Source organism: Vagococcus fluvialis (genome assembly GCF_003337315.1).
Taxonomy (GTDB): domain Bacteria; phylum Bacillota; class Bacilli; order Lactobacillales; family Vagococcaceae; genus Vagococcus; species Vagococcus fluvialis.
Window position 1 is genome coordinate 23,208 of the sequence record NZ_QPJV01000011.1, and the last position, 14,922, is coordinate 38,129.

Below are 14,922 nucleotides of genomic sequence, written 5' to 3' on the forward strand. Positions count from 1 at the left end.
TGTATGTTTAATACAATTAAATGTGAAATGAGGCGAAAAAATGTTTGAAAAAGTAAATAATATGAATACGTTAAAAGAAAATATAGCTAGTGATGAATTAGTATTTGTTTATTTTGGACATCCAGAGTGTAGTGTATGTCATGGTCTTAAACCACAAATTAAGAATAAGTTAGCTGTATTTAGTGAGGATATTTCTTTTTATGAGGTTAATACGTTTGAAATACCTGAAGTAGCAGGTGAGTTTTCAGTTATGACTGTACCTGTGGTGATTTTATTTGTTAATGGTAAAGAATATTTAAGACAAGCTAGATTTGTGCCTGTTCAAACACTTTTTGAGCAAGTAGAAAAAATCGTAGATGGAATTAAAAACAGTTAAAAAAAGAAGAGGTGATCTGATGAAGAATTTTTTTTCAATCCTTGTTATGGTAATCATATTAGGTGGTGGCGGGTATTTCGTATACAATGAGTTTGTAAAAAGTAAAGAACCTGATGTTGTCGCTGTTGATACTGGTAGCATTAAAGTAGAGGAAATTGACTCTAAAGAGTTTGAAAAATTAGATCAAGAGATAAAAGAGCTAATTAAAAAGTATGAATATGTTGAAACGATTAGTTCATTTGATGAATTAAATGGATTAAAACAAGAAGACAATAGTTATAACATTCAAAAATATTCTGATAAAAAATTATTTTTAATTAGTGCTTCTAAACAACAAGATGGCAGTATTGTAGCTATATTTGATGATAAAGAATAGAAAAACAAATGATTTAGTAAATACAACTAAATCATTTGTTTTTATTTTTTTATAATAAATATTTCAACTCTTCTATTTTTGGCTCTATTTTCATCTGAATTATTTGGTGCTTTAGGTTTGAATTCTCCGTAAGCTTGGATAGAAACTTTGTTCTCTTCAACACCATGATTTCGGACTAAAGATTCCATTATAGAAATAGCTCTTGCAGCACTTAATTCCCAATTGGATTTATACTGCTCTGTATTGTTAGGTATATTGTCAGTATAACCAGCGATAATAAGTTCATTATCTACTTCTTTTAAAGAATCAGAAATTTTTTGTACAATCCCAGTAATTGAAGATGTTATCTCAGCACTACCAGGTTCAAAGAGTAAACCACTCTGGATAGCGATTCTTAAACCATCTTTTTCGAGGTCAACCTCAATATCTTCTCCATGCCCTACTTTTGAAAGTTCATCTTTAATTGAATCTCCAACAGCTTGAATTTTTTTTTCTTCATCAGTTAAATCCTCTTTCGGGCTATTTTCCATTTTTGAGGAGTTATTATTTTTTTGTTGTTTTGGATGTGCAGGAAGAATACCGCCGTTACCACTATTCTTTTGACCAGAAATGATGACATTAAATTCATTACTTAATTGGTCAATTTTTCCATCATCCGTTTTTGCCATTGCAAACATAACAATGAACAATGCTAAAAGAAGAGTCATCATATCAGAATAGGGGAGTAGCCAACCTTCATCTGCGTGTTCCTCATGCTTTTTTTTACGCTTCAAACAGAATCAACTCATCTTCCATTAATTATTTGTCAGTTTTTTCATCAGGATCTAACATTCCTAGAAGTTTTCTTTCGATAGTATTAGGATTATGGCCAGCTTGAATAGCAAGGACACCTTCCAATGTGATAAGCATTTTTTTTACTTCAGTTTCTGATTTTCTAGTTAATCGTGACCCAAATGGTATAAATAAAACATAACCGAAGAAAATACCATAAAGTGTTGCTACGAAAGCAGCAGAGATCATATGTCCTAGTGCATTTACGTCATTTAAGTTTCCAAGTGCCCCAATCAAACCAATTACAGCACCTAAAACACCGAGTGTCGGAGCAGAAGAACCTGCAGTCTTAAACATAGACGCACCGATACGATGACGCTCTTCTAATGCAGATATTTCATTTGTTAAAACTTCTTCAATTTGTTCTGCATTGACACCATCCACAACCATCTCCATTCCATTTTTTAAAAAGGTGTTATCTAAATTATCTACAGTGCTTTCTAAAGCTAAAATACCTTCTTGACGCGCTTTTTGTGCTAATATCATTATTTCGCTAACGAGCTGTTCAGATGTTAAGCTCTCTTTAGTACTGAATAAAACACCGATAATTTTCGGAAGGCGTTTGATATCTTTTTTAGGATATGAGTTGATTAGTGCAGCTAGCGTTCCAATTCCAATAATGATTGCTGCTGCGGGATTTAAAAGTACTGTAGCATCAGCTCCTTTAACAATCATTCCAACAATTACAGAGATGAACCCCATAACAATCCCTAAAATTAAAAAAATATCCATAGTCATTAACTCTCCTAAAAACTTATTTTTAATATACTTTTTTTCTGAAGTGATATTATTTTTCGTATCACTAAAAAATCTCACCCTGTATATATCGGTATGATTAACTCTTAAGTTAATAGCAAGAATAAAAATATAATTTTATTTATTTATTTTAATTAGGAACGTTTTTTATGTTTTAATCAAAGAAAATAACAACTTTATAATTAATTAAATGTAAAATGTCAAGTAAATAGTTTCAAAAAAAAAGAAGGTTGCATATCTATGTGCAAATTATGAAGCGAAAAGACTTTTTTTCTAAGATATAATTCTAGCCGTGTCGAAGTTAGTGAAACTTATCTCAAAACAATATAAACATTTTTATTAACAGTGTTTATTTTTTTTGGAGTATCTTGTTAAAAAAATTCAGGGGAGGGAAGTAAAATGGTTTCTAATAATCTATCTTTACTTAAACAAGCGCTAAATGCTTCAGATTTAAGACAGAAAGCTATTTCTAATAATATATCTAATGTGAATACACCTGGTTATAAATTAGAACGTGTCGTTTTTGAAGAAAAATTCAATCGAATTATGTCAAAGAATGAGATTGATTTAACAAGTACAAATTCTAAACATTTGTCAATTAATGGTAAGAACGACTTTTTAACTCCAGAGGTTATCAGAATAAATCAGACTTCTGTCAAAGAAGATGGGAATAATGTTGATCTTGATGCCGAAATGACTGAGAAAGCGGTTAATGAATTATATTATAGTGCATTAACACGTCAAGTGAATCATGAACTATCTCAGATGAATTATGTAATTAATCATTAATAGGAGGAAAGTATGGGAATATTTGATTCGTTTAATATTAACTCTAGTGGGTTATCACTAGAGAGAATAAAGTTAGATACAATATCAACTAATATCGCAAATGTTAATACTACTAGAACTGAAAATGGCGGGCCATATAGAAGGAAAGAAGTAGTTTTTGAAGAAAGCTTAAAACAACAAACATCAAACAATGTAATGAAAAGTTATGGTGTAAAAACGACTGGGATATTAGAAGACCAAGAAGTCAAAAGAGCATACCAGCCAGAACATCCTGATTCAGACGAATATGGTTACTTAGAGTTACCGAATGTTAATTTGAGTGATGAGATGATTAATATGATGAACACTTTGAGGACTTATGAAGCCAACGCTTCAGCTTTTGAGTCAAGCAAAAATATGATGAAAAAAGCGTTAGAAATATCTAAGGATTAAAAGAGAAAGATTAAGGAGATTTATTATGACCATTTCAAATCATTTAAATTCTATACAAACTTATCAAAACGAGCTACAAGAAATCATGAATACAAATAGTATTTCTGAAAATTTAATAGAAGAAACAGGAAAAGATTTCTCAAGTATTTTATCTCAGACAATTGATAAGATAGATACTAGTATTTCAAAAAGTAGTGAGAATATACCTAAATTATTATCAGGTGAATTAGATAATATGCATACCGCAATGATTGATATGTCATCTTCACAACTTGTATTACAAAGCGCTGTTCAAGTAAGAAATAAGTGTATTGAAGCATATAATGATATAAAAAATATGCAATTTTAATTGGATAGTGAAGGGAATTGAATACAAAACATGAATAAATTTCAGGAGCTAAAAGATAGCTTATTAAATAAATGGAGAGATTTAAATAGAATTAAGCAAATTAGCATTGTTTTAGCTTCTATTAGTGTAATTGTAATTATACTTCTCTCAACATTTATGTTAAATAAAACTGATTATTCTGTTCTTTTCTCTGATCTTTCAGATGAAGAATCAGGACAGATAACAAAAAATTTAGATGAAAATACCATAAAATATAAACTCGAAGATAAAGGAAGTAAAATTCTTGTTGATTCTAAGATGATTGATAAAGTCAGAATTGAGCTAGCAGTTGAAAATAAACTACCAAATAAATCGACGGGTTTTGAACTTTTTGATGAAAAAAATATGATGGCTACAGATGAAGATAGAAAAATTATGTACCAAAGAGCGGTAACAGGTGAAATTCAGCGAGCTATCGAATCTTTAGAAGCTGTGAATCAGGCAAAAGTTATGTTAGTAACACCTGATAAAAGTATTTTTGAAGAAAAAAATAAAGAGTCAAGTGCATCGATTGTTTTAAAGTTAAATTCTAATCAATCATTAAATGAAGAAGCTATTAAAGGTATTGCTTTGTTAACTAGTGGAGCAGTTGAAAATTTACCTCAGAAAAACATTAAAATTGTCGATGAGCAAGGTAATGTATTATCGGATGGGCTAGAGGATAAAAAATCAAATAATGCAAGTGATTTAGCAAGTAAATATCAAACATTAAAAGATGGTTTTGAGGAAAAACTGGAAGGTAAGGCATCGAGATTACTAGGAACCTTATATAAAGAAGATGACTTAAATCTTGCGATTAATGTTGATTTAGATTTTGATTCTATCGAAAAAACGACAATCAAATATGCGGAACCTGAAATAAGAAGTGAAGTTATACAAGCTACTGGAGATGAACTTAATCCTGGAAGAATTGAAGGAGCAACGGCTAGAGATAATGCTACGAATGTTGTTGGGAATACAGCTAATGGGACTAAGTCATATAGCCATACAATTAATAATGAACTTGATACTGAAACAACCAAAGTGTTAAATGCACCAGGTGTCGTTAAAAGAGTAACAGCTTCAGTTTTAATTAACGGGAATTTATCTGTTCAGGAAAAAAATCAACTTGAGGAATTAGTTCAATCAGCTATTGGATATGAAAGAGAACGTGGAGATAAAGTAACAGTTCAAGCGATTAAAGTAGGAGAAGAAGAGGTAGTTATTAAAGATGATACAGCCACTTCATCTAATAACCTTTTATCTTACATCAAACAACCTCTCGTTTTAGGCAGTATTATTGCAGTTTTATCGGTATTAGGAATTTTAATATTCTTACTTATTAGAAAAGGTAAGAAGAAAGATGATTTAGAAGATTTATTCGACTATGACTTAGATGTTACAAAAGATATAGTTGCTGAACCTAAAATGATTAGAAGTGAGAAGCAAACTGAGAACTCAACAAGTGAGGAGTTTGAACAAGTAGTGAAAGACATTGAAATTAATCATCAAAAACTTATTAAAGATGATTTAGATAATGAATTATTAGCTAGAGAAAAACAACAATTAAAAGAGAGTATGGATAAAGAGAATCAAGCTAAAAAATATGCCAAGGATAATCCTGAACTTGCAGCAGAATTAATAAAAGTTTGGATGAAAGATAAGTAGGTGAATCAATGGAAAATGTAGATGGAACAAAAAAAGCTGCTCTTTTGTTGATTTCACTGGGATCTGAAACAGCAGCTCAAATAATGAAACTTTTACCAGAAAAGTATATTCAAAAAGTTAGTTATGAGATAGCAAATATTGATTATGTGAAACCAGAGGACAGAGAGAGAGTTATAGAAGAATTTGTTCAGATGTCAACTGCTCGAAGACATGTAGTTGACGGAGGTATTGATTACGCTATTGATTTATTAAATAAAGCGTTAGGTGCTCAAAAAGCAAAAGAGGTTGTTAGTGTTTTAAATCAAATTCAATTGAGAGAACGACCTTTTAATATTGCTAGAAAAGCAGATACACAGCAACTTACAAATTTATTACTTAGTGAACATCCGCAGACTGTTGCACTAATTTTATGTTATATGCAACCTGATAAAGCGGCAGAGGTATTGGCTCACTTTCCAGATAATAGACAAGCAGAAATTGCTGAAAAAATTGGTACTATTTCAAGTACGTCACCTATTATTATTGAAAAAATAGAAAAAGTTATTGAAAATAAATTTTCTAATTTTGTTGAGAATGATACTGAAAATGTCGGTGGTGTTAATACTTTAGTTGAAATTCTAAACTCAGTTGGAAGAAGTACAGAGAAAAATATTATAAGTGATTTAGAAAAACGTCAACCAGAATTATCTGAAGAAATAAAAGCTAATTTATTTACATTTGAAGATATTGTTGGCTTAGAAAAATCAGATGTCCAAAAAGTTTTACGAGATGTTAATCATGATGTATTGGTTCTTGCGCTTAAGGGAGCATCTGAGGGAATCAAGGAATTCATTTATAGTAATCAAAGTTCAAGGTCTGTTGAGACATTAAAAGAAGATTTACAATTCTTAGGACCAGCAAGATTATCTGCTGTTGAGGAAGCACAACAAAATATTGTTGCTGTTATAAGAAAACTTGATGAGGAAGGAGAAATTTATATCGGAAGAGGTGACCAAGATGCAGTCATCTCGTAACTTCTTTAAAAATGAAGATACAAATACTCATTCTGAAGTGAAAAAAATAGAAACTTTTTATACTCCTAAGAGTAGGGAAGTAACTGCTTCTAAAGAAAGCTTAACGGTTTCTGAGATGAAGCAGTTAGAATATAATTTTAATGAAATTCAGAGAGAAAAAGAGAAACAATTAATAAATGAATTAAACAAGGAAAAAAATGATTTTAAAAAACTAATTGAAAAAGAAAAAGCTAAATTTTTTAAAGAATTAATAGAATTAAGGCAATCAGTACTAGTAAAAGCTGAGGATGAAAGTAATGAAATTAAAGAGGTAGCTTATCAGCTTGGACTAAAAGAAGGACAAAAAGATGGCTATGAAACAGGTGTACAAGAAGGTTACATAGCTGGGCAATTAGAAGCGGAATCGCTAAAAGAAAATGCTCATAAAATCATGGAGCAAACAACTGAAGCAATTGAAATTTATAAAAAAGAGAAGCAAATGGATTTCATTCGAGTAGCAGCAGTTATGGCAGAAAATATTATTCACCATGAATTGAGTTTATCTGAAGACAAACTTAAATTGCTATTACAACCTGTTTTAAATCAGTTAGAAAAAGCTGAAAACTTTATTTCAATTTATGTTACAAAGGATAATTTAGAAAATACTAATTCGTACATGGAAAAAATGAAAGAAAGTTTCTCCGATTTAAAATTTGCGGTTTTAGTAGATGAATCTTTAGAAAAAAATGGTTGTATCATTGAAACGAATTATGAAGTTATTGATTTACAAATTCAAAAACAACTTGATTTAATGGTAAAGGATTTGTATGAAGGTGATTCCGATGGGTGATTTTTTAGAAGCAAATAAAATCAATAAAAAAATAAGTAATCGTTCTTATTATTTGAAGTTTGGAAAAGTTACTCAAGTAGTTGGTTTAATTATTAAAGTCGAAGGATTAGATGTATTTATCGGAGAAGTTTGTCAAATCGAAATAAATAAAACTAATAAAAGTGTTATGGCAGAAGTAGTTGGTTTTGTTAATAAAACAGTTCTGTTGATGCCATTAGACGAGTTAGATGGAATTGGGCCAGGATGTTTGGTAAAACCAACTGGATCAGCACTTGAAATTGAAATAAATAATCAACTATTAGGAAAAACGCTAGATGGATTAGGCCGAGTAATTACTGATAATGAACCACTACTAAATGCAGAAAAATATTCTGTTAATCGTGAGTCACCTGATCCTTTTAAACGACGAAAAATTGAAACAGTTATGAGTACTGGAGTAAAAGCAATTGATGGAATCTTGACTGTAGGGGAAGGTCAGAGATTAGGGATTTTTGCTGGAAGTGGTGTAGGAAAAAGTACACTTCTTGGAATGATTGCAAGATATTGTGAAGCAGATGTCATTGTAATAGGTTTGATTGGTGAACGTGGAAGAGAAGTTACAGAATTTATAGAAAATGATTTAGGGCCTGAAGGGTATAAAAAATCAGTCATAGTATGTGCTACATCAGATCAACCACCACTTGTACGATTAAAGGGTGCTTTTGTAGCAACAGCTATAGCTGAATACTATAGAGATCAAGGTAAAAAAGTTATTTTAATGATGGATTCAGTAACTAGGTTTGCAATGGCTCAACGTGAAATAGGGTTGGCAACAGGTGAACCACCAACTTCAAAAGGTTATACACCATCAGTTTTCACCATGTTACCAAAGTTATTAGAACGAAGTGGGATGGCTGAAAAAGGTTCAATCACAGCTTTTTATACAGTTTTAGTTGAAGGTGACGATATGAATGAACCTATTGCTGATGCTGTCAGAGGTATTCTTGATGGACATGTTGTTTTGTCAAGAAAAATAGCCGCAGAAAATCATTACCCAGCAATAGATATACAACAAAGTCTTAGCCGATTAATGAAAAGCATAGTAACGCCAAACCAGTACAATCAAGCTGGCTTACTCAAAGAAAACTTAGCAACTTATTCAGAAGCTAAGGATTTAATTGATATTGGTGCTTATAAAATAGGAACTAATCCTAAAGTAGATAAAGCAATAGAAATAAATAATGAAATTAAGTCATTTCTAAAACAAAAAGTTGATGAGCCGTCAACTTTCTTAGAAACGACAGAATCATTAAGCCGAGTGTTTCACTGAAACATTCTGAGGGAAGGGTGAGATGGTTGTCGAAATATAAATTTAAACTAGACAATGTTTTAAATTGGCGTGAACTTGAAGAAGAAGAAGCCAAGAAAAATTTTTTAATATACCAACAAGCTCAAAAAGAACAAGAAGAATTATTAAATGATTTCATTACAGCTAGTGATGAGATGAAAGAAGAAGTTGCAACATTAATTAATATTAATGATTTAAGACAACAGTATATTTATAAGAATTATTTGGATGAACAAATTGTTAAACAACAAGCTACTGTCGAGCAATTTTCAAATGAAACAAATAAAATGATGGAAGTTTTTGTTGAAGCACAAAAAGAGAGAAAAGTAATAGAGAGATTAAAAGAAAAACATCACGAGAATTTCTTATTTTTAGAAAAGCGTGAAGAACAAAAAAATCTAGATGAAATGGGAACATTACGACATTGTTACTCTTTCTTATAATAGATAGAAGGGAATGTGATTAAGTGGCAGAAATTACTGGCTTGGAAAATATACCTTTTACTTCAGTTATTAAATTGGAAGAAAATCTAAGTGGGATAAATTTTGATGCTCCCACTGGACAATTTTTGTCGATGTTTAATGAAGAGGTTGCTGCGTTATTGCCAAAAAGTATAACCGAAGATGGAAATAGCATTGATAAAAGCGAATCCCCTGTTGGAAATGATTCTCCAATTGTTAATTTAACAGAAAATGGTAATACAGAGGACGAGAATTTACTTGTTGAAGTTGATAAATCACTTGTAAAAGAAAAAAATACTGACTCTAAAGATTCCGAAGAAATAGAGTTAAGTCAATTTATTGATGCTAATCCTCTTTCATTGATTGTTAATAATATGTCAGCATCATATTTGAATTTAATTGATTTACAAAATGGTGTTGAAAATCAATTACCAAGTTTGGATGTTGAACCCGGTACATTACCAATTATAGATAATTCTAATCATATTGCTGGTATGAACGGGAAAGAGTTTAATTTATCAACTCTAGACGAGACACCTAAACTGATAAGCGTGGATACAGCTACTGATATATTAAATAAAAATCAAAAGATACCAGAAAAAATCGATTTAGAACAACCATTAGCTCAAAATAAGATTCTTAATGAAGTTGATGGGATTAATGAGGTTAATCAAAAGTCGATAGCACCAGAAGAAAAATCAGCATTAAAGGTATCTAAAGAGAGTATTCCATTAGAAATAATAAAGAAAAAAGATTTTTCTGAAATAGAAGCAGTACCACAAATAGAAAGTGAAGAACCTAATGAAATAAAATCACAAGTACAAATATTATCACAGCCTGTTCAAAGTTTATTAGATAAGTCAGTTGTTGGCAAAAATATTGCGGGAAGTAGTTTAGTTAATAAAAATTTTGAACAAGAAAACATAAATCGTTTGTCTGACACGATTAGCCATGAAATAACTAATTTATCTGAGAAAGAAAGTAACACATTTAAATTAACACTTAGACCAGAGAGCTTGGGAGAATTAGATGTTGTGCTAGACGTTAAAGATGGGAAAATCTCAGCAAAATTTTTAGTAGAAACTGATAAGGTAAAAGAACTGATTCAAAGCAATTTAACTAATCTTCAAGAATCTTTAAGTAAGCATAATGTTGTTTTATCAAAATCAGAAGTATCTTTAAATTTACCTAATAATAATTTTTCTTCTTTTGACGGTAATTTAAATCATAGGCAAAATCAGCAACAACAAGAAAAATTCTTTAATACAGGTAAATTAGCTCAACAATACCAGTTAAAAGATGAGTATGAAGAAACGAAACAAGTTAATATAACAGATTCAGTCGATATATTGGTTTAAAGAGGTGAGAGTATGACAGATATAAACAGACAAATGGCTTTAGGAACAAGTCAATTGGCAAATCCTTCATCATATAGTTCTAGTAAAGCTGATTCTAAGAATGGAATCAAAATGGATGATTTCTTAAAAATTTTAGCAGCATCTATGAGCAATCCTTCTTTATCAGGATCAGAAGGAGGAGGCAGCAATGGGACAGATTATATTTCCCAACTTGTTCAGTTTACAACTTTAGAGCAACTACAAGAATTAGGTAGTAATTTAGAGTATACGATGATGATGACACAACAACAACAAGCCATTAGTATGGTTGGAAAAACAGCTACTATGTACGAAAATGGGGAAAAAATAACTGGCCCAATTGAAAAAGTTAAATTTTCAAGCGGTTTTGCAACACTAGTAGTAAATGGTAAAGATTATTTGATGAGTCAAATGATTGAAGTCGGAGAATAAAAAATAAAGGAGCACACTTTTTTGTGCTAGTAAGGGGAAAAAAATGCTTAAATCACTATATTCAGGTGTAAGTGGAATGAAGAGTTTACAAACTAAAATGGACGTTGTTTCAAATAATATAGCTAACGTAAATACTTTTGGTTTTAAAGCTGGTCGCGTAAGATTTCAAGATTTAATGAGTCAAACAGAGGCCAATGCACAAGGACCAACTGTTACTGGTGCTGGTGGAGTCAATGCTAGACAAGTTGGGTTAGGAGTTAAAGTTGGTGCAATTGATACTTTTACTGGAAACGGAACACCACAACCAACTGGTAGACCTTTAGATTTTGCAATCGATGCAGACGGTTACTTTGTTTTACAAAAAGATGGTAAAGATCAGACTAAATTTTATACACGTGACGGAGGATTTACATTAGATAGCACAGGAACGCTAACTAATGCAGATGGCTATAAAGTTATGGGATACCAAACAAAAAATGGACCAATTAAAAATGATGGTACCTTTAATCCTAATGAAGATTTAGAAGATAATTCAGTTTTAGGACCATTAACAATTGGAAATAAAATTACTGTTGATGGAAAAGAAATTGATTTAGTGAACTACTCTATAGATGCTACGGGATTAGTTACAGGAAAATATAGTGATGATAACACATACATTTTAGGGCAAATATCTATTGCAACTTTTTCTAATCCAGATGGGCTAGAAAAAGTTGGTGGTAATAATTTCGTTCAATCAGGAAACTCTGGAGCTCCTAAAATGGTTAGAGCCGGAGAAGATGGAAGTGGACGATTAGTTCAAGGAACTTTAGAAGGTTCAAATGTTGACTTGGCTAATGAGTTTACAGAGATGATTATCGCTAGCCGTGCTTATCAAGCGAACTCAAGAAGTATTACTACTTCTGATGAAATGTTACAAGAATTAATTAATTTAAAACGTTAATTAATCGATAAAATTTGGTGTTTTATTAAGCGAGGGAAAACATATGATTCAATTAACAAGCATCAATGGAAAGTCATTCTTACTAAACAGTTCGTTGATTTATCGAATTGATAAATCACCAGATTCGATTATTACATTAAGAGATGGACAGAAAGTAATGGTTCAAGAAACTGCTGAAGAGATTGCTCAATTATATTTAGACTATCAAAAAAGACTAGTTGGGCGAATTTTTTAGTTAGTTAATTAAAAACGAGGTGTGAATAATGGAACAAGAAATTTTGGAGGAAGAAGTAAAGGAACCCAAAAAAGGTAAAAAAAATATTATTTTGATATTAGTAGTAGCTGTTGTAGGAATAATTGCAGGGACTGCTGGAACCTTTATAGGTAATGCTATCTCACATAAAGTAAATGGCAAGCAAACACCACAAGTAGTGGAGCAAAAATTTAGCGAAAATGAAGTAGCTGTTCCTTTAGATGAATTTTTAATTAATTTGGCAACTGGAAAAAGTGGGGAAGCTACATACATTCGTATTGAATTGTCTTTATTAACTTCTAGCGAAAAAAATGCAGAGGTAATAAATTCAAGTAAAGATTTAATTCGAGATAGTATCATTAACTTATTAAGACAAAAAGATGCAGAAAGTATTTTGGAAGATCAAAATGGCGTTAATAAATTAAAAGAAGAATTAAAAAACCAAATTAATGGTGATTATGGATCAGCCTTAGTTAGAGAAGTTTTCATTACTAACTTAGTTATTCAATAATTATGAAGGAGAAATAATGACCAGTTTTTTTTTACTAATTAAAACTATAGTATTCTTATTAGCAATTATTTTGCTAATAAGAATTACTTTGATATATGTAGACAAATATTCAAAAAATAAAAGCCAAAACATAAAAATTATAGAGAAGGTTTCCCTTGGGAAAGATACTTCTATCGCAATTGTTTTTTTATGTGGCAATTATTTTTTGATGAGTATCTCTCAAACAGAAAATAAGATAATAAAGGAACTCAATGATGCAGAAGTCAAAGAGTTAGAGATGAAGATATTATTAGAGCAAGAAAAGATACAAAAAAAGAATCAGGAATTTACAGCATTTTTGAAAAACGTTGTAAAGCGTGATGTAAAGAAGGGGATCAAGAATGAAAAAACAAATTAAGTCTATTTTTTGTCTAATTCTTCTAGGTCTCTTTGTTTTACCAACTAAAGTAATTGCAGTAGATGTTAATGAGTTAAGTGATACCATTAATAAAATTTCTGGAAATACTGGTTCTTCTGATTCTGTGAAAATGTTTGTCATGATGACAGTTTTAACATTAATTCCAGCTTTATTAATATTAACAACTTCTTTTACAAGAATAATTATGGTTTTATCATTTGTTAGAAGTTCGTTGGGAACTCAACAGACACCTCCTAATCAGGTATTGATTGGAATAGCTTTATTCTTAACCTTTTTCATTATGCATCCTGTGTATAACGAGGTTAATAAAGTTGCTATCCAGCCATTAATTAAAGATGAAATATCTCAATCAAAAGCAATTGAGGAAGCAGAAAAACCAATAAAGAAATTTATGTTAAAAGAAACACGAGAAAAAGATTTAGCACTGTTTGTTAAATATAGTAACTTAGAGAAAGTAAAAAATCCTGAGTCTCTTCCAACATATGTTGTTGTTCCAGCATTTTTAATAAGCGAGCTTAGAACAGCATTTAGTATAGGTTTCCTTATTTTCATTCCTTTTTTGATTATAGACATGGCAGTATCAAGTATTCTGATGTCTATGGGGATGTTTATGTTATCACCTGTAATGATTTCTTTACCATTTAAACTACTGTTATTCGTATTAGTAGATGGATGGTATTTAGTAGTCGAAACTCTCGTTCGTGGATTTCAGTGAGGAATGATTTATTATGACAATTCAAATGGTTTTAGATGTCATGCATCAAGCTTTTCTAAAAATAATTCTAATAGCAGGGCCAATACTACTAGTAGCGATGGTCGTAGGATTAGTAATAAGTATTTTACAAGCTACAACACAAATACAAGAACAAACATTAAGTTTTGTTCCAAAATTATTAACGGTTTTTATTAGCTTAATTATTTTAGGAAATTTTATGTTAAATGTATTAATAGAATTTACAAAAAGTTTATTTAAGATTATGTCGTCTTTGTAAGGTTGGTTGAAAATGAATGATATATTAGCAACATTTTTTTTAGTGTTTTGTCGAATATCTAGTTTTATGGTAATTTCGCCAGGTTTTTCATTAAAACAAGCTCCTAACCTTTTAAAGGGACTGCTTAGTTTATCATTCAGTGTCACTGTTCTTAGTTCATTACAAAAAATAGTAGTTTTTCAAAATCTATTTATATTCTCTTTACAGTCTTTTAAAGAGATTCTTGTTGGAATGGCTTTAGGATTTATCGTCCAGTTAGTATTTTCTGCCATTGAAATGGCAGGCCAAATTATTGATTTTCAAGTGGGATTTTCAATGGGATCAGTTTATGATCCTGGAGTCGGAATTCAAGGTTCAAACTATGGGAGACTGTATTATTGGCTAGCACTAGCTGTTTTTTTCTTTACGGATATGCATCATTTAGTCATAGATAATTTGATTCAATCTTTTAGCATTATTCCAATTACTGAAATGTCCATGCATGGTAACACAGTTGAAGGTATGATGATTTTATTTGTAGAAGTATTTAAGATATCAATCCTTCTTGCAGCACCAGTAGTTTTAGTGGCTTTAGTGACGGATTGTGTATTAGGAATTATTTCTAGAAGTGTTCCTCAAATTAATGTTTTGATGTTAGGAATGCCGATGAAAATTTTAATAAGTTTCTTTTTTGTTCTATTATTTATGCCAAATCTTATTGAGTCAATTCAGAAAGTTTTGCCTGATATTAGTAGGTACTTAAATGAATTTATGGAATCTTTAGTGAGGTGAG

General features: G+C 30.7%; 21 protein-coding genes. 19 read left to right on the forward strand and 2 right to left on the reverse strand.

Annotation, left to right across the window (positions count from 1 at the left end; translation table 11 throughout):
- Positions 1-40 precede the first annotated feature (40 nt).
- Both DFR54_RS10290 and DFR54_RS10295 read left to right on the forward strand, forming a co-directional pair.
- The gene (locus tag DFR54_RS10290) at positions 41-376 is read left to right on the forward strand and encodes a thioredoxin family protein (RefSeq protein WP_206172108.1); all 336 of its coding nucleotides are present in this window, start codon (positions 41-43) and stop codon (positions 374-376) included.
- A 19-nt stretch (positions 377-395) separates the two neighbouring features.
- A complete protein-coding gene (locus DFR54_RS10295) occupies positions 396-752 on the forward strand; it encodes a hypothetical protein (RefSeq protein ID WP_126809078.1) in 357 nt (118 codons plus the stop codon).
- Positions 753-793: 41 nt separating this feature from the next.
- On the opposite strand, the gene DFR54_RS10300 is transcribed toward DFR54_RS10295, so the two are convergent.
- Together DFR54_RS10300 and motA are read right to left on the reverse strand one after the other, a co-directional pair.
- Positions 794-1,525 carry an OmpA/MotB family protein gene (locus DFR54_RS10300; RefSeq protein WP_114290154.1) on the reverse strand — a complete coding sequence of 244 codons (732 nt, stop codon included), beginning with the start codon at positions 1,523-1,525 and terminating at the stop codon, positions 794-796.
- A 25-nt stretch (positions 1,526-1,550) separates the two neighbouring features.
- Positions 1,551-2,315, reverse strand: a complete 765-nt coding sequence (gene motA / locus DFR54_RS10305; RefSeq protein WP_114290155.1) for a flagellar motor stator protein MotA — start codon at positions 2,313-2,315, stop codon at positions 1,551-1,553.
- A 423-nt stretch (positions 2,316-2,738) separates the two neighbouring features.
- On the opposite strand from motA, the gene flgB reads away from it, so the two are divergent.
- The 17 genes from flgB to fliR are packed head-to-tail and all read left to right on the forward strand — an operon-like array spanning position 2,739 to position 14,921.
- Positions 2,739-3,128, forward strand: coding sequence for a flagellar basal body rod protein FlgB (gene flgB / locus DFR54_RS10310; RefSeq protein WP_114290156.1), 390 nt, complete (start codon positions 2,739-2,741; stop codon positions 3,126-3,128).
- A gap of 12 nt (positions 3,129-3,140) precedes the next feature.
- Positions 3,141-3,560 carry a flagellar basal body rod protein FlgC gene (gene flgC, locus DFR54_RS10315; protein WP_114290157.1) on the forward strand — a complete coding sequence of 140 codons (420 nt, stop codon included), beginning with the start codon at positions 3,141-3,143 and terminating at the stop codon, positions 3,558-3,560.
- 25 nt (positions 3,561-3,585) lie between these two features.
- Entirely contained in the window at positions 3,586-3,909 is a 324-nt protein-coding gene (fliE, locus tag DFR54_RS10320) for a flagellar hook-basal body complex protein FliE (RefSeq protein WP_114290158.1), read from the forward strand.
- Between the two features lie 30 nt (positions 3,910-3,939).
- Positions 3,940-5,595 carry a flagellar basal-body MS-ring/collar protein FliF gene (gene fliF, locus DFR54_RS10325; RefSeq protein WP_114290159.1) on the forward strand — a complete coding sequence of 552 codons (1,656 nt, stop codon included), beginning with the start codon at positions 3,940-3,942 and terminating at the stop codon, positions 5,593-5,595.
- An 8-nt stretch (positions 5,596-5,603) separates the two neighbouring features.
- On the forward strand, positions 5,604-6,608 hold the full coding sequence (fliG, locus tag DFR54_RS10330) for a flagellar motor switch protein FliG (RefSeq protein WP_086342752.1): 1,005 nt from the start codon (positions 5,604-5,606) through the stop codon (positions 6,606-6,608).
- On the forward strand, positions 6,592-7,437 hold the full coding sequence (locus DFR54_RS10335; RefSeq protein ID WP_167807521.1) for a FliH/SctL family protein: 846 nt from the start codon (positions 6,592-6,594) through the stop codon (positions 7,435-7,437). The genes fliG and DFR54_RS10335 overlap by 17 nt, the downstream gene beginning before the upstream one ends.
- The gene (gene fliI, locus DFR54_RS10340) at positions 7,430-8,746 is read left to right on the forward strand and encodes a flagellar protein export ATPase FliI (RefSeq protein ID WP_114290161.1); all 1,317 of its coding nucleotides are present in this window, start codon (positions 7,430-7,432) and stop codon (positions 8,744-8,746) included. Before DFR54_RS10335 ends, fliI begins: the two co-directional genes overlap by 8 nt.
- Positions 8,747-8,772: 26 nt before the next feature.
- Positions 8,773-9,207 (forward strand): flagellar export protein FliJ, encoded by a 435-nt coding sequence (gene fliJ / locus DFR54_RS10345; protein WP_170126956.1) that lies wholly within the window; start codon positions 8,773-8,775, stop codon positions 9,205-9,207.
- Between the two features lie 23 nt (positions 9,208-9,230).
- On the forward strand, positions 9,231-10,583 hold the full coding sequence (locus DFR54_RS10350; RefSeq protein ID WP_114290163.1) for a flagellar hook-length control protein FliK: 1,353 nt from the start codon (positions 9,231-9,233) through the stop codon (positions 10,581-10,583).
- A 12-nt stretch (positions 10,584-10,595) separates the two neighbouring features.
- Positions 10,596-11,033, forward strand: a complete 438-nt coding sequence (locus DFR54_RS10355; protein WP_240913530.1) for a flagellar hook capping FlgD N-terminal domain-containing protein — start codon at positions 10,596-10,598, stop codon at positions 11,031-11,033.
- Between the two features lie 43 nt (positions 11,034-11,076).
- Positions 11,077-11,976, forward strand: a complete 900-nt coding sequence (locus DFR54_RS10360) for a flagellar hook-basal body complex protein (protein ID WP_114290164.1) — start codon at positions 11,077-11,079, stop codon at positions 11,974-11,976.
- A 43-nt stretch (positions 11,977-12,019) separates the two neighbouring features.
- Positions 12,020-12,211, forward strand: coding sequence for a flagellar FlbD family protein (locus DFR54_RS10365; protein WP_086343282.1), 192 nt, complete (start codon positions 12,020-12,022; stop codon positions 12,209-12,211).
- Between the two features lie 28 nt (positions 12,212-12,239).
- On the forward strand, positions 12,240-12,740 hold the full coding sequence (locus DFR54_RS10370) for a flagellar basal body-associated FliL family protein (protein ID WP_114290165.1): 501 nt from the start codon (positions 12,240-12,242) through the stop codon (positions 12,738-12,740).
- A gap of 16 nt (positions 12,741-12,756) precedes the next feature.
- Positions 12,757-13,137, forward strand: coding sequence for a flagellar biosynthetic protein FliO (locus DFR54_RS10375; protein WP_114290166.1), 381 nt, complete (start codon positions 12,757-12,759; stop codon positions 13,135-13,137).
- Positions 13,121-13,873: a flagellar type III secretion system pore protein FliP gene (gene fliP / locus DFR54_RS10380; protein ID WP_086343270.1), complete on the forward strand. Its 753-nt coding sequence runs from the start codon at positions 13,121-13,123 to the stop codon at positions 13,871-13,873. Before DFR54_RS10375 ends, fliP begins: the two co-directional genes overlap by 17 nt.
- 13 nt (positions 13,874-13,886) lie before the next feature.
- A complete protein-coding gene (fliQ, locus tag DFR54_RS10385) occupies positions 13,887-14,150 on the forward strand; it encodes a flagellar biosynthesis protein FliQ (RefSeq protein WP_086343269.1) in 264 nt (87 codons plus the stop codon).
- Positions 14,151-14,162: 12 nt separating this feature from the next.
- Entirely contained in the window at positions 14,163-14,921 is a 759-nt protein-coding gene (gene fliR / locus DFR54_RS10390; RefSeq protein WP_114290167.1) for a flagellar biosynthetic protein FliR, read from the forward strand.
- The last annotated feature ends 1 nt before the right edge of the window (position 14,922 follow it).